This window comes from Streptomyces sp. NBC_00466 (assembly GCF_041433995.1).
GTDB lineage: Bacteria > Actinomycetota > Actinomycetes > Streptomycetales > Streptomycetaceae > Streptomyces.
In genome coordinates this window covers 1,852,438-1,877,492 of record NZ_CP107896.1, presented here as the reverse complement: position 1 = coordinate 1,877,492, position 25,055 = coordinate 1,852,438, and the positions used below count along the sequence as shown (strand labels likewise).

General features: G+C 70.6%; 24 protein-coding genes. 13 read left to right on the top strand and 11 right to left on the bottom strand.

From position 1 onward, the window contains the following. Positions 1–22: 22 nt before the first annotated feature. The 5 genes from OG210_RS08260 to OG210_RS08240 all read right to left on the bottom strand — a co-directional run bounded on the left by OG210_RS08260 (position 23) and on the right by OG210_RS08240 (position 5,227). Entirely contained in the window at positions 23–1,090 is a 1,068-nt protein-coding gene (locus OG210_RS08260) for an alpha/beta hydrolase (RefSeq protein ID WP_328330985.1), read from the bottom strand. Between the two features lie 375 nt (positions 1,091–1,465). Next, on the bottom strand, positions 1,466–2,770 hold the full coding sequence (locus OG210_RS08255; protein WP_328330987.1) for an MFS transporter: 1,305 nt from the start codon (positions 2,768–2,770) through the stop codon (positions 1,466–1,468). Next, positions 2,767–3,774 (bottom strand): hypothetical protein, encoded by a 1,008-nt coding sequence (locus OG210_RS08250; protein ID WP_328330989.1) that lies wholly within the window; start codon positions 3,772–3,774, stop codon positions 2,767–2,769. Before OG210_RS08250 ends, OG210_RS08255 begins: the two co-directional genes overlap by 4 nt. Before the next feature lie 177 nt (positions 3,775–3,951). After that, positions 3,952–4,593: a GNAT family N-acetyltransferase gene (locus OG210_RS08245; RefSeq protein WP_328330991.1), complete on the bottom strand. Its 642-nt coding sequence runs from the start codon at positions 4,591–4,593 to the stop codon at positions 3,952–3,954. 295 nt (positions 4,594–4,888) lie between these two features. Further along, positions 4,889–5,227, bottom strand: coding sequence for a YkvA family protein (locus OG210_RS08240; protein ID WP_328330993.1), 339 nt, complete (start codon positions 5,225–5,227; stop codon positions 4,889–4,891). A 165-nt stretch (positions 5,228–5,392) separates the two neighbouring features. Between OG210_RS08240 and OG210_RS08235 the strand changes: the two genes are divergently transcribed. From OG210_RS08235 to OG210_RS08200, 8 genes are all read left to right on the top strand, one after another. Next, positions 5,393–5,836: a MarR family winged helix-turn-helix transcriptional regulator gene (locus tag OG210_RS08235; protein ID WP_371535561.1), complete on the top strand. Its 444-nt coding sequence runs from the start codon at positions 5,393–5,395 to the stop codon at positions 5,834–5,836. A gap of 35 nt (positions 5,837–5,871) precedes the next feature. Next, positions 5,872–7,326 (top strand): MFS transporter, encoded by a 1,455-nt coding sequence (locus OG210_RS08230; protein WP_371540216.1) that lies wholly within the window; start codon positions 5,872–5,874, stop codon positions 7,324–7,326. 8 nt (positions 7,327–7,334) lie between these two features. Next, the gene (locus tag OG210_RS08225) at positions 7,335–7,886 is read left to right on the top strand and encodes an isochorismatase family protein (protein ID WP_328330997.1); all 552 of its coding nucleotides are present in this window, start codon (positions 7,335–7,337) and stop codon (positions 7,884–7,886) included. Between the two features lie 275 nt (positions 7,887–8,161). Further along, positions 8,162–8,914 carry a GntR family transcriptional regulator gene (locus tag OG210_RS08220; RefSeq protein WP_328330999.1) on the top strand — a complete coding sequence of 251 codons (753 nt, stop codon included), beginning with the start codon at positions 8,162–8,164 and terminating at the stop codon, positions 8,912–8,914. Between the two features lie 351 nt (positions 8,915–9,265). Further along, positions 9,266–9,448, top strand: a complete 183-nt coding sequence (locus OG210_RS08215) for an SPOR domain-containing protein (protein ID WP_328331001.1) — start codon at positions 9,266–9,268, stop codon at positions 9,446–9,448. Positions 9,449–9,526: 78 nt separating this feature from the next. Beyond that, positions 9,527–9,931, top strand: coding sequence for a (deoxy)nucleoside triphosphate pyrophosphohydrolase (locus OG210_RS08210; RefSeq protein WP_328331003.1), 405 nt, complete (start codon positions 9,527–9,529; stop codon positions 9,929–9,931). Positions 9,932–10,223: 292 nt separating this feature from the next. After that, positions 10,224–10,619, top strand: a complete 396-nt coding sequence (locus tag OG210_RS08205) for an ATP-binding protein (protein WP_328331005.1) — start codon at positions 10,224–10,226, stop codon at positions 10,617–10,619. Between the two features lie 154 nt (positions 10,620–10,773). Next, positions 10,774–13,287, top strand: coding sequence for a SpoIIE family protein phosphatase (locus OG210_RS08200; protein ID WP_328331007.1), 2,514 nt, complete (start codon positions 10,774–10,776; stop codon positions 13,285–13,287). An 86-nt stretch (positions 13,288–13,373) separates the two neighbouring features. On the opposite strand, the gene OG210_RS08195 is transcribed toward OG210_RS08200, so the two are convergent. Next, entirely contained in the window at positions 13,374–13,862 is a 489-nt protein-coding gene (locus OG210_RS08195; protein WP_371535555.1) for a MarR family winged helix-turn-helix transcriptional regulator, read from the bottom strand. 57 nt (positions 13,863–13,919) lie between these two features. Here OG210_RS08195 and OG210_RS08190 point away from each other — a divergent pair, with 57 nt between their 5' ends. Then, positions 13,920–14,453, top strand: a complete 534-nt coding sequence (locus OG210_RS08190) for a DUF6790 family protein (protein WP_371535551.1) — start codon at positions 13,920–13,922, stop codon at positions 14,451–14,453. A gap of 92 nt (positions 14,454–14,545) precedes the next feature. Here the strand turns inward: OG210_RS08190 and OG210_RS08185 are convergent, their stop codons facing one another. Continuing rightward, positions 14,546–15,454 (bottom strand): LysR family transcriptional regulator, encoded by a 909-nt coding sequence (locus OG210_RS08185; protein WP_371535548.1) that lies wholly within the window; start codon positions 15,452–15,454, stop codon positions 14,546–14,548. Positions 15,455–15,604: 150 nt separating this feature from the next. On the opposite strand from OG210_RS08185, the gene OG210_RS08180 reads away from it, so the two are divergent. From OG210_RS08180 to OG210_RS08170, 3 genes are all read left to right on the top strand, one after another. Then, a complete protein-coding gene (locus OG210_RS08180; RefSeq protein ID WP_328331015.1) occupies positions 15,605–16,960 on the top strand; it encodes an MFS transporter in 1,356 nt (451 codons plus the stop codon). An 88-nt stretch (positions 16,961–17,048) separates the two neighbouring features. Then, a complete protein-coding gene (locus OG210_RS08175) occupies positions 17,049–17,891 on the top strand; it encodes a helix-turn-helix transcriptional regulator (RefSeq protein ID WP_328331017.1) in 843 nt (280 codons plus the stop codon). Continuing rightward, on the top strand, positions 17,873–18,082 hold the full coding sequence (locus OG210_RS08170; protein ID WP_328331019.1) for a DUF397 domain-containing protein: 210 nt from the start codon (positions 17,873–17,875) through the stop codon (positions 18,080–18,082). The genes OG210_RS08175 and OG210_RS08170 overlap by 19 nt, the downstream gene beginning before the upstream one ends. Here OG210_RS08170 and OG210_RS08165 read toward each other — a convergent pair whose 3' ends face one another. After that, positions 18,083–20,104 (bottom strand): YgcG family protein, encoded by a 2,022-nt coding sequence (locus tag OG210_RS08165; protein WP_371535544.1) that lies wholly within the window; start codon positions 20,102–20,104, stop codon positions 18,083–18,085. It abuts the gene before it with no gap. A gap of 84 nt (positions 20,105–20,188) precedes the next feature. Between OG210_RS08165 and OG210_RS08160 the strand changes: the two genes are divergently transcribed. Beyond that, positions 20,189–21,307: a hypothetical protein gene (locus OG210_RS08160; protein ID WP_328331021.1), complete on the top strand. Its 1,119-nt coding sequence runs from the start codon at positions 20,189–20,191 to the stop codon at positions 21,305–21,307. 99 nt (positions 21,308–21,406) lie between these two features. Here OG210_RS08160 and OG210_RS08155 read toward each other — a convergent pair whose 3' ends face one another. Genes OG210_RS08155 through OG210_RS08145 form a run of 3 tightly spaced genes read right to left on the bottom strand, consistent with a single transcriptional unit; the run spans position 21,407 to position 25,028 of the window. Beyond that, entirely contained in the window at positions 21,407–22,177 is a 771-nt protein-coding gene (locus OG210_RS08155) for a succinate dehydrogenase/fumarate reductase iron-sulfur subunit (RefSeq protein ID WP_328331023.1), read from the bottom strand. Then, positions 22,174–24,189, bottom strand: coding sequence for a fumarate reductase/succinate dehydrogenase flavoprotein subunit (locus tag OG210_RS08150; protein WP_328331025.1), 2,016 nt, complete (start codon positions 24,187–24,189; stop codon positions 22,174–22,176). The genes OG210_RS08155 and OG210_RS08150 overlap by 4 nt, the downstream gene beginning before the upstream one ends. Before the next feature lie 14 nt (positions 24,190–24,203). Beyond that, positions 24,204–25,028, bottom strand: coding sequence for a hypothetical protein (locus OG210_RS08145; protein WP_328331027.1), 825 nt, complete (start codon positions 25,026–25,028; stop codon positions 24,204–24,206). Between the last annotated feature and the right edge of the window lie 27 nt (positions 25,029–25,055).

Below are 25,055 nucleotides of genomic sequence, written 5' to 3'. Positions count from 1 at the left end.
CGCTCAGGGAGCCGGACGGCTGTCAGCCGTGTCCGACGACCCGGTCCAGCCAGGACCTGGCCGCCGTCTGGTAGACACCGGTGTTGGGCACCAGGTTCAGACCGTGCCCGGAGTTCGGGAGCAGGAGCGCGTCGAAGCTGGGCGCGGAGCTCCAGAACGGCAACTCCTGGGCGCGCAGGGCCGCCGTCGACGTGCAGTCCTCGTAGCCGGCACCGCACATCAGCGGGTCGTGGTCGCCGAGGGCGAACATGACCGGGACGTTGATCGCCTTGCTGACCGAAGGATCGGTGATCAGCGGGTCGCTCGCCTCGCCGAAGACGTTGGCGTCCTTGAGGAGTTCGTCCGTGGCGAGCACACCCGGGTCCATCGGCTGGTCGGCGTAGAAGATGGTCTTGCGGCTGCCCGGCTTGGTGGTGGCGTAGCCGGCGTCGTACTGGTGCCGGCCGCCGATCACCGGGTCGGTGTTCGGGTCCTGGCCGTTCTCGATGATCGCCTGCGTGCCCGCCGGGTTGTTGTAGTGGCCCAGGGCGGTGACCAGCAACGCGTCGACGTCGTGGTACGTCGATGCCTCGATCTCCGACACCGCGGAGCCGAGGGAGTACCCGCCCATCACCACCTTCTTGAAGCCGGTTCCGCCTATTCGGCCGGCCCGCAGGTCCTGTACGACCTTGTGCAGCTGGCCGGCCTCGACGGTCAGGTTCAACTGGGAGCTCGGCGGGACGGTGCTGTTACCCGCGCCGAGCCGGTCGACGACGAAGGTGGCGTACCCGGCCCGGTTCAGCATCCGGCTGAACGAGTAGGTGTCCGGCTTGTAAGGGAAGTCCCAGTAGTTGTGGTTGTAGGTGGCGCCGTGCACCATCGTCACCACGGTGCTCGGCGACGTCCCGGCCGGACGGCACAGCTCGCCCCACATCTTCCCGGTGCCCGAGCCCAGGGGGACGGTGACGGTGGTGGCCTGGCAGTCCGGGGTGGCCGATCCGGAGGCGCCGGTGGTGGCGGTGGCGGAACCCGCGACGCCCACCGAGAGAAGCGTCACCGCGGCAGATACCGCCGCGACGCGCCGTAATGCGGAGACCGTCCGCTTCTTCATCGAGTTCGTCCTCACTTCGTCGAATCTGTCGTGACTGACGGCAGGTGCCGGCCGGACCGATCGGACCGGTCCGGCCATTGCCGTTATCGCTGTTCCGTATTCGGAGAAAGGGAGGAGACACCCGGAAATGCCTTTCCGGCATCGTGTCTCACAGCGTCGGCGCGAAAACCCCGTCGTGCTGCGCCCATCCGGTCGCGAGCAGGAACGGGGAAAAGGGATCGCGCACGCGTTGATTCCCCCTGGGTCGGCCACCATCGGGCCTGCGATACTGCGCGAGCATAATCGCCCGGTGTCGCGCCCGGATAGCCTTCCCAGTGGTCGAATTTCCGGCTGGCGGGATTCCCCCGCGCCCCCCCCGCAGCCCTCCGCAGCCCCTCAGGAATCCGCGGCCAGGTGGCGCGGGGGACGCCGGTGGCGGCCCTCGGGCTCCGGTACGAGGGCGATGCTGACGCGGGGAACGCGCCGAGCGACCAGCGACACCGACATCGCCCGGGACGCCGTCATCACCAGGATGATCACCGCGACGACCGACGTCACCGCCACCCCGCCCCACGCGATCGCCGGACGGGGGCCCCATGTCTGCGCCACCCAGCTCGCGGCCAGGGTGCCGAGGAACCAGCCCGTCCGGTAGACGAGTTGGAAGATCGCCATCACCCGGCCGCGGAACTGCGGCATCGTCTGGAGCTGCGCCAGGCTGAGCAGACCCGCCCGCAGGACGAGGGAGACCATTCCGACCGGCAGCAGCACGATGCCGAGGGTCAGCAGGGACGGCATGGCCGCCGTGGCGAGTTCGAGGATCCCGAGCAGGAGACTGCCCACCAGCACCGTGCCCAGCACGACGTTGGTCCGCCAGGTCAGCCAGCCCCCGATGAGGGAGCCGACGGAGATGACGGCGAGCAGGATGCCGTACGCCCCTGCCTGCCCCGCGAGTTCACTGGACGTCAGCAGGAGCAGCAGCGAGGGGAGACTCGTACCGAAGAGGCCGACGGTGCCGATGACGAGCAGCAGGAGCGTGAGGCCGGGACTGTGCCGCACGTACCCCCACGCGCTGCGCACCTGAGGCCGTCCGCCCGTACGCCGGGGACGGACGTGGAGTTGTGCCGGGCGGACGAGGAGGAGCGCGGTGAGCATCGTCAGATAGGAGAGCCCGTTCAGCAGCATCACCCCGCCCAGGCCGACCGCCCCCATGAGGGGGCCGGCGAGGGAGGAGCCGACGACCAACGACAGGTTGAGGATGACGTTGTTGAGCGTGACCGCCCGCTTGAGCAGGGCATCGCCCGCGACTTCCGAGACGAAGACCTGCTCCGTCGGCAGACCGATCGCGTTGATGCTGCCGACGCAGAGCGCGCTGACCACGAGATGCCACACCGCGAGCGAACCGCTGCGCGCCAACAGGCCGAGCAGCAGGGCCAGCAGGGCGAGCAGGGAGTGGGTGCACAGCAGTACCCGGCGCGGCGGGAAGCGGTCGGCGGCCAGTCCGCCCACCTGGCTGAACAGCAGCATCGTGAAGATCGGCGCCGCGGTGACGACACCGAGCACCAGCGCGTTGTGGCTGAGCTGGTACGTGAACCAGCCCAGCGCCACGAGCTGGGTGTTGGTGCCGATCTGGGAGACGATCAACCCGGCGTAGTAGAGCCGTGGATTGCGGGTCGCGAGGAGCCCGGTTGTCCCGTTCGTCATCCGGCGACCTGCGCGTACAGGTCGGACACTCCCTCCATGAAGGCGTCGGCGGACAGCCGTTCCTCCGCCAGCGCCCGCACGGCCCGCCGGTCGCTGTCCAGTGCCTCGCGGATGTCCGTCATGACGAGGGACGGGTCGCGGTCGCTGTCGGCGCCGGTGAGGTTGTACCGCAGGAGGGAGGCGATGTTGTCCGCCGTGACGGGGCCGGCGTAGTGGTGGCCCGCGCAGAGGGTCGGAATGCCGGTCGCCATGGCCTCCATCGCACCGCGCCCGAGCGAGATGACCACGTCCATCTCCCCGAGCAGGTTGGGTATCGACTGGCACGGCACGTGGTTGATGAGGATGATCTCGCTGCCGAAGCGGTCGCTCGTGTCCCAGAACCCCGGGCCGTCGCCCGCCACGTACACGAGGAGCTCCTCGCGGTCCATGTTCTCGATGATCCGGCCGAGGAGGGCCTCGCGCCCGGAGTCCATCCGGCAGTAGAGCAGGACCCGCGGCCGCCGCGCGCTGCTCTTGGTGAGGACGGCGGGGAAGCGCTCCAGGTCGATGCCTTGGTGGAGGAGGACCGCCCGGTCCGGGGGAAGGTACTTCTGCTGCAGTGACAGCGCGTTCTCCGTCATGCAGAGGAAGCGCGCGCAGCGCGAGACGAGGTAGTCGGACGAGCGGCGGCCCGCGTGGTGGACGATCCTGAACGCCGGTATGCCCTCGTCGAAGTGCATCAGCATCTCGTCGGGCACTTCGTCGACCAGGATCAGATCGGTCTTGCCCGACGGGTCGATCTCCTCCGTCACGGTGACGGAGTCCATGCCGCGGAACGTCGAGGTCAGCGCGAAGCTGGCGGGGGTGTCGACGATGAGCAGCACGGTGTGGCCCGCTCTGCTCATGGTCCCGATCAGGTCGAGGACGAAGCTTTGCTGGCCGTAGGTGTGGAAGCGCCCGTGCTGGCTGTACTTTCCGTCGTAGATCGCGTTGCTGCCAGTGGCGAGCAGGTAGGTGATGTGCACGCTTCCTCATCGGGTTGCTGAGTGTGTGGGGGGCGTGGACGGTCCCCTGTTCCGGGCACGCCCCGGGGCGGCGGCTCGGTAGTGAGCCGCCGCTCGGTCACGGGCGGTGGTGGCGGGGTGTCCTGTCGGGGGATCAGGCGTCGGCCGCGGTGTGCGGCGCGTGGGAGGAGGGCGCGGTCAGGCGCCCTTCGGGTACTGCTCGAAGCCGAAGCGCCGGTCGAACTCGGCCTGGCGGTCCTTGTCGAAGAAGCGCACCATCTTGACCATCGGTCCCCAGCGCTCGTCCAGGCTCATGCCCTCGATGCTGAATCCGTGCTTGAGCTGGAAGATCATCGCGCTGCGGTTGCTCGGGTGGTGCTCGGACACCACCCGCTCGTATCCGAGCGCCTGCAGGTACTCCAGCAGCTTGACGTAGCAGAGGGCGGCGACGCGCTGTGCGCGGTATTCGGGCAGCATTCCGCTGGTGCCCAGGTAGAAGGTGTCGGGGTCCGCCATCCGGCCCTTCATCCACCCCATCACCTTTCCGTCGCCGTCCTCGATGAGGATCCGCTCCTGGTGGAGCGTCCGGTATTCCGCGGCCAGCTCCTCGGACTTGGGGCGGTACGGGTAGGCGTCCCGGTCGGGGAAGACGGTGGCGTAGATCTGTCCGACCGCCTCCCGGAACGTCGCTTCGTCGACGCACCGGCCGGTTCCGCTGCCCGCGCCCGGGAGCCGCACGGGGAAGAAGCGGTTGCGTATGTCGTCGATGGTTTCGACTGTGTCGATGCTTTCGAGGGTGCTGATGCTTTCGAAGGTGTCGAGGGTGTCGGAAGAAGACATGGAGTTCACTTGAGTCTGTCCTGTGTCATGGACGGGCGGCGCGGTGGCCGCAACGGGCAGGCACGGGACTGCGTGGCGGCGAGCCCGTACGGTGGGAAGGACGGCGTCCGGGGGGCAGAAGGTTCCAGTGGTCGGCCGGTCAGTCGATCAAGGGCCCGGGGAGGGCGGGTTCTCGCCAACTGGGCTGCCGCGCCGACAGGTCGTACGGCACGCCAACTCCTCAACTCCCCGCCTCTGGATGGTGCCCTTCCGTTTCTGGCATCACAGGATCCGATGATCGAAACGGCCGAAAAGTTCACCACCCGGGCCGAACGGTCGCGTCTTTTCCCGCTTTTCCCGCCGGGTGTCCGGGCTTCCGCGGGGCTCCCCGGCGGGCCGCCCGCTCCAGTGAGCGCAGTGCGAGCAGCAGTACGCCGATGTCGTCCAGGTAGACGGGGTCGGGGAGCAGGTCCACCGGGCTGATCGTGTAGATCAGCGCACCCCAGAAGGCGAGCTTGTTCTGGAGGGGGATGCCCGCGTCGCGCAGGAAGCGCCGGGCGCGGAACAGGCGTACGGCGAGGACGACCGTGACCGCCAGCGTCGCCAGGAGTACGAGCGCGACGACTGCCAGCAGCGCTTTCGAGTGGATGTCCATGGGGGTACGGGTACCCGGCGGCCGGAACGCCACGCGGATGCGGGCGCGGAGGCGCAAGGGCGCAAGGGCGCGGCGGTGCGAGGGCGGGGGAGTGGGATACGGGAGAGGGGGATAGATGGACAGGGGAACTTGCAAGGCTGCCTGTCTATCTTTTACGGTGATGTCATGGCCACCTCCCACGACGAACCCAGCCCCGAGCAGATCGCAGCCGAGCTCGCGGTCGTTCTCGGGCACGTCGCGCGGCGGCTGCGGCGGACGTCTCCCGGGCTTGAGCTGACGCAGTCGCAGCGGTCGGCCCTCTCCCTGCTGGACCGGGAGGGATCGATGACCACGGCCGCGCTGGCCCGCGCCGAACTGGTCAGGCCCCAGTCCATGCGGCTCACCGTCGCAGCCCTGGAGGCCCGTGCCCTGGTGGAGCGTGCCCCCGACCCGACGGACGGACGGCAGTCCGTCATGTCGCTCACCGATCTCGGCCGCCGCACGCTCGAAGGCGTACGCGCCGACAAGCAGGGCTGGCTCGCGCTCGCCATCAGTGACGAACTGGACCCGGCGGAGCGGCGCACGCTCGCCGACGCCGTCGCGCTGCTCGAACGGCTGGTGCAGAGGTGACGGACGCGGACATAGGCGCGGATGCGGCCTCCGGCATAGGTACGGGCCGGGACGCGGACCCCCGTCCCGCCACCGGTCCGGCCTCCGTAACCGGCCCCGCCTCCGCCACCGGCCCCGCCCCCGAGGCCGGATTCGGGGCCCGCCTCACCGCCCCCCTGCTGCTCGGCTCGCTGCTCAATCCGCTCAACACCACCATGATCTCCACCGCCCTGGTGTCGATCGGCCACCACTTCGGGATCGGCGCCTCCAGCACCGTCTGGCTGGTGTCGGTGCTCTACCTGGCCAGCGCCGTCGCCCAGCCCGTGCTCGGCAGGCTCGCCGATTCCATCGGTCCGCGCCGGGTCTTCCTCGCCGGGCTCGCGGTCGTGGCCGCCTCCGGGCTCGTCGGTGCTTTCGCACCCGGCTTCGGCTGGCTGATCGCCTCCCGGCTGCTGCTCGGAATCGGCACGTCCGCCGCCTATCCGGCTGCCATGGCCGTACTGCGTTCCGAGTCCCGCAGGCTCGGCCGCCCCACCCCCCGTACCGTCCTGGGCCGCCTCTCCTTCGCCGCGCTCGGCAGCGCCGCCGTCGGCCCCACTCTCGGCGGGCTGCTCGTCGCGACCTGGGGCTGGCGGGCGATCTTCGCTGTCAATGTGCCGCTCGCGTTCGTCGCCTTCGTCTGTGCCATGTGGTGGATCCCGAAGGACGACGGACAGCGGGCGGCCGCGGGCGCCGGCGCGACCCGCGAACCCGCCGGGCTCGACCCGCTCGGCATCGTGCTCTTCACCGGCACCCTCACCGCCCTGGTCTTCTTCCTCCTCGACCTGTCCCACCCGGTGTGGTGGCTGCTCGGCCCCGTCGCCGTCCTCGCCGCCGTCCTCACCTGGTGGCAGCTGCGGTGCCCGGACCCCTTCATCGATCTGCGGATGCTCGGCCGCAACCACGCACTCGCCCGCACCTACCTCCGGCACGGCCTGAGCTATCTCGTCATCTACTGCGTGATGTACGGATTCACCCAGTGGCTGGAGGAGGGCCGCGGCTTCTCCTCCCTGCACACCGGTCTGCTGATGCTTCCCATGTCCGTGGCCGCGCTGGTGTGTTCGCTGCTCGGGGCCCGTACGAAGGGGATCCGGGCCCCGCTCACCACCGCCGCCGTCCTGGTCACGGCGGGCAGCGCCCTGCTGATCCTCGCCAGCGGCGCCACCCCGGTCGCCGTACTGCTCATCACCGGGGCCTGCTTCGGCATCCCGCAGGGGCTGATCGGCACCAGCAACCAGGCCGCCGTCTACCAGTACGCCCCCGCCGACGCCGTCGGCTCGGCCGCCGGCCTCCAGCGGACCGCCCAGTACATCGGCGCCATCACGGCCTCCAGCCTCATCGCCCTCGCCTACGGGCAGCGGGCGAGCGACGGCGGACTGCATCTGATGGCTGCCGTCTCCGTTGTCCTCGGTCTGGTGCTCGTCGCACTGACCGTCTCCGACCGGGCGCTCCGTGCCCGTAACCGAAAGTGAGCCACTCCATGACAGCCACCACCCTCGACACCCGGACCGCGCTGATCCTCGTCGATCTCCAGAAGGGCATCGTCGGCCTGCCGACCGCGCACCCCGCCGCCGAGATCGTCGAGCGTGCCGCGCGGCTGGCCGACGCCTTCCGCGCGCACGACCTGCCGGTCGTCCTCGTACGCGTCACGGGCGGTGCGCCCGGCCGCAATGAGTCGCCCGCCGGCGGCGGCACGCCCCCGGCGGACTGGGCCGAGCTGGTGCCCGAGCTGAACCGGCAGGACAGTGACATCGTCGTCACCAAGCAGACCTGGGGCGCCTTCCACGGCACCGACCTCGACATGCAGCTGCGCCGCCAGGGCGTCACTCAGGTCGTCCTGGCCGGGATCGCCACAGCCATCGGCGTCGAGTCGACGGCCCGCTCGGCGCATGAGCACGGGTACCACGTGACCGTCGCCACCGACGCCGTCACCGACATGGACCCGGAGGCCCACCGCAACGCCGTCGAGCGGATCTTCCCGCGCCTCGGCGAGACGGACACCACCGACGCGGTCATCAAGCTGCTCGGCTGATCACCCGCCCGATCACGCACCGCGGTTGCGGCGCGCCGCCCTTCAACGCGGCTGCGCCGCAGCCGCGTTCGTCGTACCTCACGGCACCACCCGCGCGCTGAACGCCGAACGCCGAACGCCGAACGCCGAACGAAGTCGACCAACTGTGCCCTGCCGACGGAGGGTTTCGCCGGGCACTCTTCATCACTTCGGGTGAAACTCAGGCCCCTGCTTGCGGCCAACAACCCACGGTTGTCACGCTGTTGCGGTCTGTCAACCTGCATGGGGAGTGGCCAGTGACTTTCGGTGAGCAGCCGGCCTATTTGCGCGTCGCGAGTGATCTTCGGCAGAAGATCACCGACGGCTCGCTGCCACCGCACACGAGGCTGCCCTCACAGGCCCGCATCCGCGAGGAGTACGGGGTCTCCGACACGGTCGCCCTCGAAGCGCGCAAGGTGCTGATGGCCGAGGGCCTGGTCGAGGGCCGCTCGGGATCGGGCACGTATGTCCGGGAGCGGCTCGTCCCGCGCCGCATCGCCCGCTCCGGCTACCGGCTGCCCGACGGCGCGACGCCGTTCCGGCAGGAGCAGGCCGACGAGAGCGTGCGCGGCACCTGGGAGTCCAGCAGTGAGCAGGACGTCGCCGACACCGACATCGCGCTGCGGCTCGCCATCCCGTCGGGTGAGCGGGTGATGCGCACGCGGTACGTCTACCGCGACTCAGGCGAAACGATGATGCTGTCCACCTCCTGGGAGCCGCTGGCGATCACCGGGCGTACACCGGTGATGCTCCCCGAAGAGGGGCCGCTCGGCGGCTGCGGCGTCGTCGAACGGATGGCCGCGATCGACATCGTCGTCGACAACGTCGTCGAGGAGGTCGGCGCCCGGCCCGGTCTGGCCGAGGAGCTGCTCGCGCTCGGCGGGGTGCCCGGCCATGTGGTGGTGGTCATCTCCCGTACGTACTACGCGTCGGGGCGGGCGGTGGAGACGGCGGACATCGTCGTCCCGGCCGACCGCTACCGGATCGCGTACCACTTGCCGGTGAAGTGAGCCGCCGGGCCCGGTGACGCCGGGCCGGTCGGTGCCTGGGCAGTTGACGTGGCCGGACCGGTCGATGCCGCTTCCCGGGCGGGAGTTGGGCGGAGCCATGCCCGAATCCGTTGCGGTGCCTGCTCTCTTGGGTAGCTGAAGGGTGTCCGTGGTGCGGCCCGGAGTGGGCCCTGCGGTGGCCTGACGCTCCGTCGTGTACTCAATGGAAATTGCAGAGTGGCTTGATGCGTACCTCTTTGTGAGAATACGTATTCGCTCAGTAAGGGTCAGGCGTACGCTCGGGCATATGCAGACTGCGGTTTCCTGGGGATTAGAGATGGCCTGCACGCCGGCGTACGACGGGGGCACGCGATGACGGACAGCGGGAACGCCATGCTCCTGTGGCAGGTGATACGTGAGGACGACAACGGCAATCGCTATCGCGTCGGAAGGTACGCGACGAGAGACGAGGCACAGCAGACCGCCGACACCCTCGGTGTCAGCGGGCACCGGCAGATGTACTGGATCGAACGCATCGGCCAGAGTGTGCAGTAGAGCGCGGTAGTGGCCCCGCGGCGGGCGTCCGGGTCCTGGTGGGCCGGGGCCCCGCCGGGGTCTCGATAGGCTCGGCCCATGGCTGATCGCGTCGTCGTGGGTGGAGCGTTGTACGACCAGGGGCGGCTGCTCGCCGCGCGCCGCAGCGCGCCGCCCGAGCTGGCGGGCCGCTGGGAGCTGCCCGGCGGGAAGCTGGAGCCGGGGGAGAGCGCCGGGCAGGCGCTGGTGCGTGAGCTGCGCGAGGAACTGGGCGTCGAGACGGAGCCGCTGGAGCGCATCCCCGGCGAATGGCCGCTCGGCCGCGGTCTCGTGCTCCAGGTGTGGACCGCGCGGCTGATCTCCGGTGAGGCGCGTCCGCTGGAGGATCACGACGCGCTGCGCTGGCTCGGACCTGACGAGATCGACACCGTCGACTGGCTGGACCAGGACCGCCCCGCGGTGGCCGAGGCGGCGCGCCGTCTGAGGGCCCGGCTCCAGGGGTGACACGGGGCGGGCCGGCACCTCGCGCATCGCGCTGATGCGCAGGCGCTGACGCGCACGTGCTGATACGCGCCCACTGATACGCACGCGCTCACACTCACGCGCCGGCACCCATAGCACCCATGCTGATACGCCACACGGATATACCCGCGCTGATGTGCGCCGTTCGTGGCCCTGTGCGGCATATGGCACGGCGTAGTCGATATCTGCAAGCGATACAGGGTATGTGCTGGTTAGTAGCTGTTTATCAGCGCGTCAGCGCGTATGTCCGTGGTCGGCCTGGGGAAGTGATCGCTTGATCGACACCGAAGGCGGATGTGCCGAGTGGATCTTCCCCGCCGAGCCCGATGCCGTACGCCTCGCGCGCCGGGCGGTTCGGGACACTCTGCGCACCTGGGAGCTCGACGGCTCGTTCGGTGACGTCGCCATGCTGCTCGTGAGTGAGCTGGTGACCAACTCGATGCGGCACGCGTCCGGCCCGATCGGGGTCAGGGTCGCGCGACTGGATCAAGCCACGCTCCGGGTGGAGGTTTCCGATCCGCTTCCGGATCCGCCCCGTGAGAGGACGGCGGGGCCCGATGACGAGGGCGGCCGGGGGCTGCAGCTCGTGGCCTGTTCGGCGCAGCGCTGGGGGACTGCGCGCGGCAGATCGGGCAAGACGGTGTGGTTCGAGCTGGCTCAGCCTGGTTAGGAGAAGGGTGGGAATCGATCGCGGCCGGAGTGTCCGAAAGTGACTGAGACCGTGCTGTGATCGTGAACGCCGTGCCGCTGGGGTCCGTAGTGCTGAATACTGCGGGTGCCACCTTGGTCGGTTCGGTGCGTGGTGAGCTGGAGGGGACGGTCGCGTGAGCGATATATCCGGTGCGACGGGCGATGTCGTATGGCAGAGCAGTCCGCCCGGTTCGATCTATGACTACATCAGGGTTGCGTCGTTCTCGATCGGGGCCGACGGGCTGGTGGAGCAGTGGAGCAAGCGGGCCGAAGAGCTGTTCGGGGTGGACGCACGCGATGCCGTGGGCGTGGACCCGGTCGAGGTTTTTTTGCCCGCGGAGGTGCGCGGCAGAGGACACGGCAGAGTCAGCGAGATCCTCGACGGCAAGGAGTGGACCGGTCTGGTCCCCTTCCGGATGCCGGACCGCCCGGAGACGCAGGGGCTCGCCGAGCTCTATGTGATGCCCACCGAGACGGCCGACGGCGGAAGGGCCGCTGTCTGCATCATTGTTGATGTCAGGGTGCTGCGGCGGATCGAAACCGACCTCGCGTCCTCGCAGGCCATATTCGGCCAATCTCCGTTCGGCTTCCTGCTCTTCGGTACGGACCTCACGGTGCGCCGGGTCAACAAGCGGTTCGCGGAGCTCTTCGGGGACGAGGTGGCGGAGCACCGCGGCCGTACGGTCCACGACTATCTCGCCCGCGCCGAGGCCGACCGGATGACCGCGGCGCTGAAGCGGGTCCTGGAGTCCGGGCGTCCCGTCACCGACCTCCAGCTGATCGGCTCGGCGCCGGGCAGCCCCGAGCGCAGGCACTGGTCGGTCAACCTCTACCGCGTGCACAGCGGGGCGGGCGTCCCCATCGGTGTCGCCGGTCTGGGCACCGATGTCACGCGCCGTCATGTCGCGGCCCGCGAGGCCGCCAACGCCCGGCGCAATCTCGCCCTGCTCAACGAGGCGGGCTCCAGGATAGGGAACTCGCTCGATCTGGAGACCACCGCCCGGGAACTCCTCGACGTGTCCGTCCCCGGCTTCTGTGACCTGGCGTCGGTCGACCTGTACCAGGGCCTGCTGGCCGGTGACGAGTCCCCGAAGGGCAGCGCGGACGGCAGCGCCGAGCTGCGCCGCGTCGCCTACGCCAGCGCGGTGTCCGACGTCCTGCTGAAGGAATCGGACGACGGGCCGGTGCTCGGCGCCGTCCACCGCTACGCCTTCCACTCGCCGTGTGCGAGCGCCCTGCGCACCGGAAAGGTGCGCTCCGTACCGGGCGCCCCGGGCAGCCACGTACAGTCCACCCTCGCCGTGCCGATGGTCGCCCACGACACCGTGGTCGGTCTGGTGCAGTTCTCCCGTACGAAGGGGAGCGAGCCGTTCGGGGAGCGGGACCGTTCGCTGGCCGTGGAGCTGGCCGCGCGCGCCGCGGTCTGTATGGACAACGCCCGGCTGTACCGGCGTGAACACGAACGGGCCCTGATACTGCAGCGTTCCCTGCTGCCGCCCGGCGATCCCGAGGCGGCCGGGCTCGACATCGCCTGCCGCTATCTGCCCGGCAACACGGCGAGCGAGGTCGGCGGCGACTGGTTCGACGTCATCGAGCTGCCCGGACACCGCACCGCGCTGGTCGTCGGCGACGTCATGGGCCACGGGCTGCGGGCCGCCGTCGCGATGGGTGAACTGCGCACCGCCGTAAGGACGCTGGCCCTGCTGGACCTGGAGCCCGCCGAAGTACTCGAAGCGCTGGACGAGATCGCCCGCGGCCTCGGCACCCCGAGCGGCACCCAGCAGGCCTCGCGCGCCGCGCGCAAGACACGTGAGGCCGACCTCTCCGAGGTCTATCTCGCGACCGCCGTCTACGCGGTGTACGACCCGGTCACCCGGCGCTGTACCTTCGCCAACGCCGGGCATCTGCCCCCCGTCCTGGTCGAACCCGGCGAACAGGCGCTGCTGCTCGACGTGCCGCCCGGTATGCCGCTGGGGGTCGGCGGCGAACCGTTCGAGGAGGTCGAGGTAGAGATCCCCGAGGGCGCACTCCTCGCGCTCTACACCGACGGCCTGGTCGAGTCCCGCGAACATCCGCTGGACGAGGGCCTGAGTGCCTTCCGCGACGCCCTCACCCACTCGGAGCGCCCGCTCGAGGACGTCTGCGACCATGTGCTCAACACGCTGGACACCCAGCACGGCGAGGACGACATCGCCCTGCTGATGGCCCGTATCCAGGGCCTGCCGTCCGACGCGGTCGGCGACTGGCAGCTGCCCCGCGAGCCGCGCTCGGTGGGCCGGGCCCGTGAGCTGGCCCGGGGACAGCTGGTCGCCTGGGGCCTGGAGGATCTGGTCGACACGACCGAACTCCTGGTCAGCGAACTGGTCACCAACGCCCTGCGGTACGGCGAGGGCGAGATCAGGCTCCGGCTGCTGCTCGACCGCACCCTGGTCTGCGAGGTCTGGGACGCGGGCCTGGTCCAGCCGCGCCGACGCCGCGCCCGCGATACGGACGAGGGCGGCCGGGGGCTCCAGCTGGTCGGAATGCTCAGCGCGGCCTGGGGCTCACGGAGGACCCCGCGCGGCAAGACGGTCTGGTTCGAACTGGCCCTGCCGGACGGCGCTCCGGCGCCGGAGCTGAGTGTGGAGCAGCTGCTGAGCATGTACTAGGGCTCGGCGTCCGTCCGGTGGCCCGCCCCGGTCGGTCCTGTTCGGACTCGATGCGTCCGGGCGGGCCGGGGCGGGCCACCGGCGTGTTACGCGTCGTCTGCCGGCGATGGTTCCGGTGTGCCGTGCGGCTGCCGGGCCGTGGCTCCGCGCCGTGGCTCCTCGGGGGTCAGCAGCTCGGCGAGCCGGTGGGTGTCCGCGAGGTAGCGGTCGTAGGGGAAGCCGGCCTTCAGCAGGGCGGTGCGGAGTTCCTCCTCAAGGGGCTTGCCCTCGGCAAGGAAGGTGGCCTGGCCCGTCGGGGTGAGGGTGACCAGCCGGCGGCGCCGGTGCGCGGGGTCGACGCTGACCGTCACGTACCCCTCCGCCTCCAGTGGGCGCAGGGCGCGGCTGACGGCGGGGTCGGACAGGGCCAGGGCCTCGGCGAGCTGGTGCTGGGTGGCGGGTTGGATCTCCTCAAGGGTGCCCAGCAGCCGCAGTTGGCTGTGGGAGAGGCGCTGGTCCGGGCCGGAGCGGCGCCGGGCCGCCTCGCTCATCAGCATGTCCACGCGGTACAGGAGCTCTGCCAGTCCTTCGTCCATGCGCCCACCCTACCGGATACTTGCGCGGTTAATATTAACCATGCAACACTCAAAAGCATGGACACTCTCCCTTACGCCGTGCAGACCACGTTTCCGCTGCTCTTCGTGCTGGTGCCCGCCATCGGAGCGCTGCTGAGCTGCCGCCGCCGCAGCGCGGACCGGTCGGCGGCGGAGATCTGGCAGCGCTGGTGGGCCGTCGGCGCCCTCGGCATCGGAAGTCTCTGGATCACGATCTCGTTCCTGGCCGTCCCGAACGCCATGGCCGACACCATCGGCTTCGCCCACTCGCCGTTCCAGTTCGAGATCGCCTTCGCCAACCTCGGCCTCGCCGTGCTGGGCTTCCGTGGCGCGTCCGCGTCGCCGCGCGAGCGCCTCACCAGCGGGCTGGCGGCAGCCGCGTTCTTGTGGGGAGCCGTGATCGGCCACGTCTACCAGTGGTTCGCCAACGGCGACCACGCCGCCGGGAACACGGGCGGCATCCTGGCCAACGACGTTCTCATTCCCGCCGTCATGATCGCCCTGGCCGCCCGGGACATCCGCCGGGCAGGCTCCGGCCGCAGCCACGGGAAAGCACTCGGGCCCGACGCCTGAAATCCGACGCCTGAAATCCGACGCCTGAAATCCGACACCGGCAAAACGTCCGACAGCAACGCCGGTTCTCCGGTCCGTTCCTGCCGGACCCCCTACTCCGACGCCTCCGATCCCTCCGCCCCCGGGGCCTCCGGCGTCCGTTCCCGCAGGAGCTGGAGGAAGGCGCGCGCCGCCGGTGAGGCCCCGGCGGCGCGCCACACCGCCTGGACCGCCCTGGGCGGCACACCGGTCAGCGCCACCGTGCTCACCGCGGGCATCCGGGCGGCCGTCGGAGCGGAGACGAGGCTGATGCCGAGGCCGCGCGCCACCAGCTGTTCCAGCAGTGCCATCGTGTCGGCCTCGAAGGCGACCGTGCGGGGGACGCCGGCCGCGGCGAAAGCGGCGTCGTTGTGGCGGCGGATGCCCGAGCCGGGCGGCATGTCGACCATGGGCTCCTCCGCCAGCCGGGCCGGGGCGACCCGCGGCGCCCCGGCCAGCCGGTGCCCGTGCGGGACGATGGCGACCAGGTCCTCGTGCGCCAGGACCCGCACGGCGAGCCCGGTCGTCCTCTCCGGCCTGCTGTCCACGAAGGCGATGTCGCAGGCGTGTTCGCGCACCTCGCTCAGCAGGTCCCTGACCATGCGGGCGCGGAGTGTGACGCGTACCGCCGGATACCGGTCCCGGTAGGCGGCGAGCAGGTCGGGCAGGTCCACCGCGGCCAGCGGCGTGATCGTGCCGATGCTCAGCCGGCCGCGCACCTCGCTGCCGCACGCGATCACCTCACTGCGGGCCCGCTCGACGGCCGCGAGCGCCTCCCTGGCAGGCCCCAGGAACACCTCACCGGCCGGAGTGATCTGCACCCGGCGGCTGGTGCGTTCGAACAGCCGGGTGCCCAACTCGTCCTCCAGGCGGGCGATCTGGTGGCTGAGCGCGGACTGCACCACGAAACAGCGGTGTGCGGCGCGGGTGAAACTGCCGGTCTCGGCGACAGCGACGGCGTACGTGAGCTGGCGGAGTTCCATCGATCCATCGTGATACGCGATCGCTGTGATGGCAACCATCTGTTGGACTCATCCTTGCTGCTCAGCCAGCATGAACAGGAGCCGTAACCGCCCCGCTCCGCAGGTGCTCCGAGAGGGCCCGCGTACGAGCACTCCCGGAAGGAAACGGACGTGGCCCCCTCCCCAGCCTCCTCCCCGTCCCCCCAGCCGCTGTCCCCTTCGGACGCCCCGGACCTCCGTCCGGGCACGGACACCGCCGACGGCGCGGGACGCGGCACGCTCCTGCTGATGTCCGTGGCCGTGGGACTGTGCGTGGCGAGCAACTACTACGCACAGCCGCTGCTCGACACCATCGCCCGCGATCTGCACCTGTCGGCCACCGGCGCCTCGCTCGTGGTGACGGTCTCCCAGATCGGCTACGCCCTGGGGCTCGTCCTGCTGCTCCCGCTGGGCGACCTGCTGGAACGCCGCCGACTGGTGTGCGGCCTGACCCTGGCGACGGCGTGCTCGCTGGTCCTGACCGCGATCGCGCCGAACACCGGACTGCTCCTGGCCGGTACCGCACTCACCGGCCTGCTGTCGGTGACGGCGCAGGTCCTGGTGCCGTTCGCCGCGGACCTGGCCGCCCCGCACCAGCGCGGTCGCGCCGTGGGAACGGTGATGAGCGGCCTGGTCCTGGGCATGCTGCTCGCCCGCACCGCGTCCGGCGCGCTGGCCGAGATCGGCGGCTGGCGCACGGTGTACTGGGCCGCCGCCCTGGCGATGCTCGTCCTGACCGCGGCACTCCACCGGGCGCTCCCGCAGTACCGGGGATCCGCCGGTCTCAACTACGGGCAGCTGCTGCGCTCCACCGCCCGGCTGCTGGCGGACGAACCGGTGCTGCGGACAAGGGCGTTGATCGGCCTGCTGGCCTTCGCCTGCTTCAGCGCGCTCTGGACGTCCCTCGCCTTCCTGCTCTCCGGACCCGGCTACGGCTGGTCGGACGCCGAGATCGGGCTGCTCGGCCTGGCCGGCGCGGCAGGCGCGATCGCCGCTCAGCTGGCCGGCCGGCTGGCCGACCGCGGAAGGACCACCCTGACCACGGTGGCGAGCGCGCTGCTGCTGCTCGGCTCCTGGGGGCTGCTGGCGCTGGGGGCCCACAGCCTGGCTGCGCTGATCGCCGGGATCGTGCTGCTCGACCTGGCGCACCAGGGCGTACACATCACCAACCAGTCGCTGATCTACGCCCTGCGGCCGGATTCCCGTGGCCGCATCACCTCCGCGTACATGACGTGCTACTTCGTCGGCGGCGCGCTCGGCTCGGCCCTGGTCGGCGCGGCCCACTCGCACGCCGGATGGAACGGGGTGTGCGTGCTGGGCGCGGTGATGGCCTCCCTGCTGTGCGTGGTCTGGGCGTGGAGTACGCCCACGGTGCAGAACTGGTGGCGCGGCCAGCCCCGGCTGAGGGCGGTGTGGGCGGTCGCCGGGGGCGCGTGCATAGCGGTGTGCGTGCTCCTGCTCATCGCCTTCGCTGTGCGGTTCCGCTGACGGGCTCACCTGCGATGAACTACGGTGCGTAGCGGGGGCGTTACGGGAAGAACCGTCCGAGCGGGACGGGCGCCCCGGAAGGAGCGCCATGCCGCAGCGACGCCTCGTCACCAGCCGCAGCCAGGAGCCGCGTCAGCGGTTCGCGGAGGAGTTACGGAAACTGCGTGTCGAACGCGGGGTCAGTCTGCGGCAGCTCGGTGAGCGGGTCGGCTGGGACTATTCGCTCTTCGGCAAGATGGAGAAGGGCGAGACCCTGGGCGGGCCCGAGGTGGCCCAGGCATTGGACCACTACTTCGGCACGCAGGGGATGTTGCTCGTCCTGTGGGAGCTGGCGATGAGGGACCGTACGCAGTTCCGTGAGCGGTACCGGCAGTACATGGCCCTGGAGTCGGATGCGAGCAGCCTGTGGCACTTTGCTGTGAGCGTCCTGCCTGGGCTGTTGCAGACGCCGGGGTACGCGCGGGAGGTGCTGGCGGCGGGCGGCATCAAGGGCGAGGCCCTGGACCAACAGGTTGAGGCGCGGATGGGGCGGCGGGAACTGCTGGCCGGTGAAGACCCACCGCAGTTCCGGACCATTCTGTCGGAGGCAGTGTTGCGGACGCCGCTGAGAGATCCGAGTCAGTGGCGGCAGCAGTTGGAGTATCTGCTGGAGGTTGGGGACAGAGACGAAGTGACCGTGCAGGTAGCGCCGTTCGGGACAGGACTGCACGGGCTCACCAACACCGATGTGATGTTTCTCCGCCTGCCCGAGGGACGTACGGTGGCCTACGCCGAAAATGGGTACAGGGGAGAACTCATCGAGGAAAGTGCCCCGGTCGAGCGGCTGCAACGTGCGTACGATTCGGTACGCGACCTGGCTCTCTCACCGGCCGAGTCGCGGAAGTTCATTCTGCGCACTCTGGAGGAAGTACCGTGCGATCCCTCGACCTGACCGCAGTGACTTGGCGCAAGAGCAGCTACAGCAACCAGGATGGCGGCCAGTGCCTGGAGGTCGCTGATGACTTCGTCGCCGTCGTTCCCGTCCGGGACAGCAAGAACCCGCACGGACCCGTGATCCCGTTCGGGACGGGCGGCTGGGCGTCGTTCGTCTCCGCTGTCAAAAATGGCGAGTTGCGCGCCTGATCAGAGGCCGCGGTTCATCCGGCCGCGGGTTCCGGCGCCGCCGAAGCGGCCCGGGGCGCCGCCCGCCCCGAGCGGGCCGCCGAGGACGATGCCGCCGAGTACCGCGCCGCCCGGGTCACCGCCGGGCCGGGTTCCGTAGGTCCGTACGTCCTGTTCGGCCAGGTACTGGGCCTGTCCCGCCAGCGCGTCGGCCTGCTGGGCGCTGGAGAGGGCCCGCCGGGGCTCGGCGGCGGCCAGGGTGGCGGACTCCTCCAGGTGGCGCTCGGCCTCCGCCAGCCGGGTGCGGGCCTGGCTGCCGACCGCGCCGCGGCGGGTCGTGGTGTAGTCGGCCGCGGCCCCGGTCCTGGAGCGCGCCGTCAGCGTGGCCGCTTCGAGGAGTTCGGCTGCCCGGCGGGGGCCCGCGCCGGGTGTACCGCCCGCCAGCGCCTTGTCCAGTGACACGTCGGCCTCCCCGACCCGGCGCAGCGCGTCGACCGGGTCGTACGGGCCCGCCGACTGTTCCTGCCGTACGCCCGCCGTGACCGTCTCGGCGCGCGCGATCCGGCTCTGCAGATCGGCCCCGGCGGCCCCGGCCGCGGTGGCCCCCGGCAGGGCGCGGGCCTCCGTCAGGTCCGCATCCGTCTCGGTGAGCGCACCGGTCAGCCGGACCTCCGCCTCGGCCACCTCCCGGGCCAGCCGGTCGACCGCGTCGATGAGCGTGGCCGCCTGGCCCACCGCGCTCTCCGCGGCCCGTACGTACAGCGCGGCCTCCGCGTGCTCCCCGGTGTCCGTCGCCTGCCGGGCCCGGTTGAGGCCGTTGGTCGCGAAGAGCAGCCGGTCCTTGGCCTGTTCGACGTTCCCGGCGACCGGTGCGGACGCCGGTTCCGCGTACCGCTCACGCAGCGCGGTCAGGGTGGACTCGGCTGCTCCGGTACGTCCAGCCGCCGCCCGGAAGGCCGTCTCCGCCGCTGCCAGCGCCTCGGGGGTTTCCGTTTCCAGGGCGCGCAGCCGGTCGAAGTCGTCCGACTCCTCGTCGAGGCGCCGGCCGGCTTCCGTGCACCGCGCGACGATTTCCTCCAGCATCTGCCGCCGGGCCGCTTCGTCCTCGGGATACGAGTCGTCGAGCTGCTGGCGCAGCCGGAACGCCGTGGCCAGCTCGGTCCTGGCATACGTCAGCGCCGCCGTGTACGGCTCCGCAGCCCCTTCCCCGAACCGGGCGACGGCCAGGCCGAGTTCCTCCGTACTCGTCCGGACCGCGTCATCCGTCCCGACCAGCAGCTTCCCGGCCTCCGTTTCGAGCTGTGCCAGTGCGATCCCCTCGGTACCGCTCCAGCCCTGCTGCTGCGCGCTGCCCGCCGGGGTGGTCCTGGTCTCGGCGCGCCGCCTTCTGCGGGTGTACGCGTAGATCGCCAGGCCGCCGACCACGACCACCAGCGCGAGAGGCACCAGCAGGGCGCCGTTGCCCATGCCGACGGTGCTGTGGCCGCCGGGATCGGAGGCACCCGGAGTGATGGCCGGGGTGGGCACGGGCTGCCCGGCGACGATCGCGCTGTATCCGTTCGCGGCGCCGATCGCGGTGCCCGCCCAGTCGTGCTGGGCGAGCGGCGGATCGATGGCCGTACGGGCGACGGCCTGCAGCTGGGCGTTGCTGAACTTGGTGGTGCCGCTCTGTCCCGTGTACGCGTACTGGCGCGCCTGCGTGCCGACCGCCAGCAGGATGTCGTCCTGGCCGAGGCCGTTACGGGTCGCCGTGGCCCGTACCCAGTCCTGCGCGGGTCGCCCGGAGAAGTCCTTGACGTAGACGACGAAGAGCTGGATGTGCCGCTTCTCGTACAGCGCGTCGAGGGCGCGCGCCACCTCGCCCTTACGGTCGCCGAGGGCATTGACCTGGTCGGTGATCTGCCCGTTCGCCGAGAGGACGGGCGGGTCGGCCGCGTGCGCCGCCGGTGCCGGGGCCGCCAGCAGGAGCACCGCCGTGAGCGCCGCGGCCAGCGTGGCGATGACGGCGGCGTGCGGCCGGGCGGAGGGCTCGTACGGCGTCACATTTGGGAGCGTATGGCCGTACTGGGTGCCCCGCGACCGCAGCTACTCTGTGGGGCCTACCGTACGAGCTCGTGGGGGGCATGGGTGCAGGTACGACACTTCGACGTCCGGAACTGGGGAGTCCGGAACGGGGCAGTCCGGAACGGGGCAGTCCGGAAATGGGGCGTCCGGAGCGGAAGAACGCCGCGAGGACCGCGCCGCACCTGGCTCACCTGGCTGAAGCGGACCGCACTCGGGGTCGCCGTACTCCTCCTCGTCCCCGCGCTCACCGCGGGCATCGCGCTGCGCGCGAACTACGCGGGCGACTACCGCGACGGCACCCGCACCCGCGGCCGGGACGCCATCTGGCTCGGCCACGCCTGGGTCGACGGCCGGAAGAAGGACGCCGACGTGGACGCGCTCGCGGCCCGGCTGCGGGGGACCGGTCTGCGGGACCTCTATGTGCACGCGGGGCCCCTGGAGCACGACGGCACCCTGCCGCCCGCCCGCTACACCAGGGCGAAGTGGCTCATCGGCGCCGTGCACCGCGAGCTCCCCGGCGTACGCGTCCAGGCCTGGCTCGGCGACGAGCTGGCCACCGAGGGCCCGGAAGGACTCGACCTCACCCGGGCCGCGTCCCGCAGCGCGATCGTGGACTCCGCGCGCGGGGTCATCGACGCGGGCTTCGAGGGGACGCACTTCGACCTGGAGCCACTGCACTCGGGCGACCGCGACTACCTGGCGCTCCTCGACCGGCTGAGCGCACTCACCAGGGACCGGGGCGTGCTGCTCTCGGTCGCCTCCCACCAGATAGACCCGCTGCCCGCCCTGCACAGCGTCGCGGGCACGCTCACCGGGCACCCCAAGTACTGGTCGCAGAAGTTCTTCGGCGAGGTGGCCCGCCGGGTGGACCAGATCGCCGTCATGTCGTACGACACCGCGCAGCCGCTCCAGAGCCTGTACGGCGGCTATGTCGCCGAGCAGACCACGCTGGCCCTCGAAGTCACCCCGCAATCAACCGACTTGCTGATGGGGCTGCCCTTCTACCACGAGACCAAGCCCGGTCACCTGGCGTCCGCGGAGACGGTCGCGGCAGCGGTGCGCGGGGTGCGGCTCGCGCTCGGCAGGCAGGACCACGACCGGGAGCACTTCGGGGTCGCGCTGTACGTCGACTTCGCGGCGACGGAGGCCGACTGGACGGCGTACCGGAGGGGCTGGAGCTGACGGCGTACCGGAAGGCTGGAAGTGACGGCGTACCGGAAGGAAGGGCTGGAGCTGAGGGTGCCGGAGCGGGGCGGGCGGGGGCACCGGCCCGGACCGCACTCACTCGCGGCGGCGGCCGATCTTGTTCCCCAGCCAGACCAGCGGGTCGTACTTCCGGTCGACGGCCCGCTCCTTCAGGGGGATCAGGGCGTTGTCGGTGATCTTGATGCCCTCCGGGCAGACATCCGTGCAGCACTTGGTGATGTTGCAGTAGCCAAGACCGTGCTCCTCCTGTGCGGTCCGCTTCCGGTCGAGCCCCGCCTCGGCCGCGGCGTCCAGCGGATGCATGTCCAGCTCGGCGACCCGCATCAGGAACCGCGGACCGGCGAAGGCCGCCTTGTTCTCCTCGTGGTCGCGCACCACATGGCAGGTGTCCTGGCAGAGGAAGCACTCGATGCACTTGCGGAACTCCTGCGAGCGCTCCACATCCATCTGCTGCATCCGGTACTCGCCCGGCTTCACCCCCTCCGGCGGTACGAACGCCGGCACCTCCCGGGCCTTCGCGTAGTTGAAGGACACATCCGTCACCAGGTCCCGGACGACCGGGAAGGCCCGCAGCGGGGTCACCGTGACCGTGTCCGTCCGCGCGAAGACGGACATCCGCGTCATGCACATCAGCCTCGGCCGCCCGTTGACCTCCGCGCTGCACGAACCGCACTTGCCGGCCTTGCAGTTCCAGCGCACCGCCAGATCGGACGCCTGGGTCGCCTGGATGCGGTGGATGATGTCGAGGACCACCTCGCCGTCGTTCACCTCGACGGTGAAGTCCCGCAGCTCCCCGCCGTCCGTGTCCCCGCGCCAGACCCTGAAGCGTGCTTCGTACGAACTCACTCGTACAACTCCTCTTCGGCGAGGTACTTGACCAGCTCATCCCGCTCGAAGAGGGCGAGCAGGTCCTGACGGATCGGCACGGTCTGCTTGCGGACCAGCACGATCTGGCCCGCGTCCGGCTCGGCCGGGGCCGGATCGGCCACCGCCGGGCCGGCCAGCCGGCACAGCAGATTGATCCCGCGCCAGCCGCGGTCCATGTCGGGCCAGTCCTCGCGGGTGTGCCCGCCGCGGCTCTCGGTCCGCTCCAGCGCGGCGCGCGCGATGCACTCGCTGACCAGCAGCATGTTCCGCAGATCCAGGGCGAGGTGCCAGCCCGGGTTGAACTGCCGGTGTCCCTCGACCCCGGCCCGGCGGGCCCGTACCCGCAGCGCCGCCAGCTTCTCCAGGGCCTGTTCCATCTCGGCCTCGCGGCGGATGATGCCGACCAGGTCGTTCATGGTCTGCTGGAGCTCCTGGTGGAGGGTGTACGGATTCTCCGCCGCTGCCGACTCGGCCCCGGGGCTCTCGACGTCGGGCTCTGCGCTGAAGGGCCGCAGTGCTTCGGCGGCCGCCGCGTCGATCCGGTCCTCGTCGACCTGCGGCCGTACGGTGAGCGACGCCGAGTGCCGCGCCGCGTGGAGCCCGGCGCGGCGGCCGAAGACCAGCAGGTCGGAGAGGGAGTTCCCGCCGAGCCGGTTGGACCCGTGCATCCCGCCCGCGACCTCGCCCGCCGCGTAGAGTCCCGGCACACCGAGCGCGGCCGCGGTCTCGGAGTCGACCGCGATCCCGCCCATCACGTAGTGGCAGGTGGGGCCGACCTCCATCGCCTCCGCGGTGATGTCGACATCGGCCAGCTCCCTGAACTGGTGGTACATCGACGGCAGCCGGCGTTTGATGACCTCGGCGGACATCCGCGTCGACACATCGAGGTAGACCCCGCCGTGCGGTGAGCCGCGGCCCGCCTTGACCTCGGAGTTGATGGCGCGGGCCACCTCGTCGCGCGGCAGCAGCTCGGGCGGGCGGCGGTTGCTGTCCGGGTCCTCGTACCAGCGGTCGCCCTCCTCCTCGGACTCCGCGTACTTCTCCTTGAAGACATCGGGGATGTAGTCGAACATGAACCGCTTGCCCTCGCTGTTGCGCAGCACCCCGCCGTCGCCGCGCACCGACTCGGTGACAAGGAGACCCTTCACCGAGGGCGGCCAGATCATCCCGGTCGGGTGGAACTGCACGAACTCCATGTTCAGCAGTGGCGCGCCCGCCAGCAGCGCCAGCGCGTGACCGTCGCCGGTGTACTCCCAGGAGTTCGACGTGACCTTGAAGGACTTGCCGATGCCGCCGGTGGCGAGGACCACGCTGGGCGCTTCCAGGACGAAGAACCGGCCCGACTCGCGCTGGTAGCAGAAGGTGCCCGCGACCCGCTCGCCCGTGGCGGGGCCGCTGTCCGGCACGGCCGTCGAGGAGGCGGTCGTGGGGGAGGCGCCGTCCGGCGCGGAGGTGAGGATCCGGGTGACCGTGCACTCCTGGAAGACCTTCAACCGCGCCTCGGGGTCGCCGAATTCGCGCGCGTCCTCCTGCTGGAGCGAGACGATCTTCTGCTGGAGGGTGCGGATGAGCTCCAGGCCGGTACGGTCGCCGACATGCGCGAGGCGCGGGTACTCGTGGCCGCCGAAGTTGCGCTGGGAGATCTTCCCCTCGGGTGTGCGGTCGAAGAGCGCGCCCCAGGTCTCCAGCTCCCAGACCCGGTCGGGGGCCTCCTGGGCGTGCAGCTCGGCCATCCGCCACTGGTTGAGGAACTTCCCGCCGCGCAGGGTGTCGCGGAAGTGCACCTGCCAGTTGTCACCCGAGTTCACATTGCCCATGGAGGCCGCGATCCCGCCCTCGGCCATGACCGTATGGGCCTTGCCGAAGAGCGACTTGCAGATCACGGCCGTCCTGGCGCCCTGTTCGCGGGCGGCGATGGCGGCGCGCAGCCCGGCGCCGCCCGCGCCCACGACCACGACGTCCCACTGCTGCCGGTCGAGCTGAGTCGTCATGCAAAAAACCTCATCTAGAAGAACCTCGGATCGTCGAAGACACCGGAAGCGACCAGATAGACGTAGAAGTCGGCGACCGCGATGCTGACCAACGAAGCCCAGGCGAGCTGCATATGACGGGCATTCAGCGCACTGGCCCAGCCCCAGAGCCGGTAGCGCACCGGATGCCGGGAGAAGTGCTTCAGCCGGCCGCCCACGATGTGCCGGCAGGAGTGGCAGGAGGCGGTGTACGCCCAGATCAGTGCGGCGTTGACCAGGAAGACCACGGAGCCGAGGCCCATATGGCCCCAGTGGTACCGCTCGTCGCGGAAGGTCATCACCGTGTCGTACGTCAGGATCCCGGCGATGATCACGGCCGCGTAGAAGAAGTACCGGTGGATGTTCTGCATGATCAGCGGGAAGCGGGTCTCGCCGCTGTACTTCTTGTGCGGTTCGGCGACCGCGCAGGCCGGCGGGGACGCCCAGAAGCCCCGGTAGTAGGCCTTGCGGTAGTAGTAGCAGGTCAGCCGGAAGCCCAGCGGGAAGATCAGGATCAGAATGGCGGGGGAGATGCCCCACCAGCTGCCGAAGAGGTCCCAGTTCGGTCCGTGCCGCATGGGCACGCACTTCTGCGCCAGGCAGGGGGAGTAGAAGGGCGAGACGTAGGGCGCCGTGTAGTAGTCGGCGTTCGCGAAGGCCCGCCAGGTCGAGTAGACGACGAAGGCGAGCAGTCCGGCGGCGGTCGCCGCGGGTGAGAGCCACCAGCGGTCGGTCCGCAGATGGCGGGCGGCGATGGCGGCGCGCGACGCGTCGTGCACGCCCGTGCCGGAGCGGGGCCGGGGTTCCGTACCTGTTGCCAACGGGGACTCCACTTCGTCGGCCGATCT

Excerpts from the sequence above, each read along its gene's own strand:
- OG210_RS08260 (WP_328330985.1), bottom strand. The coding sequence starts at position 1,090 with ATGAAGAAGCGGACGGTCTCCGCATTACGGCGCGTCGCGGCGGTATCT.
- OG210_RS08255 (WP_328330987.1), bottom strand. The coding sequence starts at position 2,770 with ATGACGAACGGGACAACCGGGCTCCTCGCGACCCGCAATCCACGGCTC.
- OG210_RS08245 (WP_328330991.1), bottom strand. The coding sequence starts at position 4,593 with ATGTCTTCTTCCGACACCCTCGACACCTTCGAAAGCATCAGCACCCTC.
- OG210_RS08240 (WP_328330993.1), bottom strand. The coding sequence starts at position 5,227 with ATGGACATCCACTCGAAAGCGCTGCTGGCAGTCGTCGCGCTCGTACTC.
- OG210_RS08235 (WP_371535561.1), top strand. The coding sequence starts at position 5,393 with ATGGCCACCTCCCACGACGAACCCAGCCCCGAGCAGATCGCAGCCGAG.
- OG210_RS08225 (WP_328330997.1), top strand. The coding sequence starts at position 7,335 with ATGACAGCCACCACCCTCGACACCCGGACCGCGCTGATCCTCGTCGAT.
- OG210_RS08215 (WP_328331001.1), top strand. The coding sequence starts at position 9,266 with ATGACGGACAGCGGGAACGCCATGCTCCTGTGGCAGGTGATACGTGAG.
- OG210_RS08210 (WP_328331003.1), top strand. The coding sequence starts at position 9,527 with ATGGCTGATCGCGTCGTCGTGGGTGGAGCGTTGTACGACCAGGGGCGG.
- OG210_RS08195 (WP_371535555.1), bottom strand. The coding sequence starts at position 13,862 with ATGGACGAAGGACTGGCAGAGCTCCTGTACCGCGTGGACATGCTGATG.
- OG210_RS08190 (WP_371535551.1), top strand. The coding sequence starts at position 13,920 with ATGGACACTCTCCCTTACGCCGTGCAGACCACGTTTCCGCTGCTCTTC.
- OG210_RS08185 (WP_371535548.1), bottom strand. The coding sequence starts at position 15,454 with ATGGAACTCCGCCAGCTCACGTACGCCGTCGCTGTCGCCGAGACCGGC.
- OG210_RS08175 (WP_328331017.1), top strand. The coding sequence starts at position 17,049 with ATGCCGCAGCGACGCCTCGTCACCAGCCGCAGCCAGGAGCCGCGTCAG.
- OG210_RS08150 (WP_328331025.1), bottom strand. The coding sequence starts at position 24,189 with ATGACGACTCAGCTCGACCGGCAGCAGTGGGACGTCGTGGTCGTGGGC.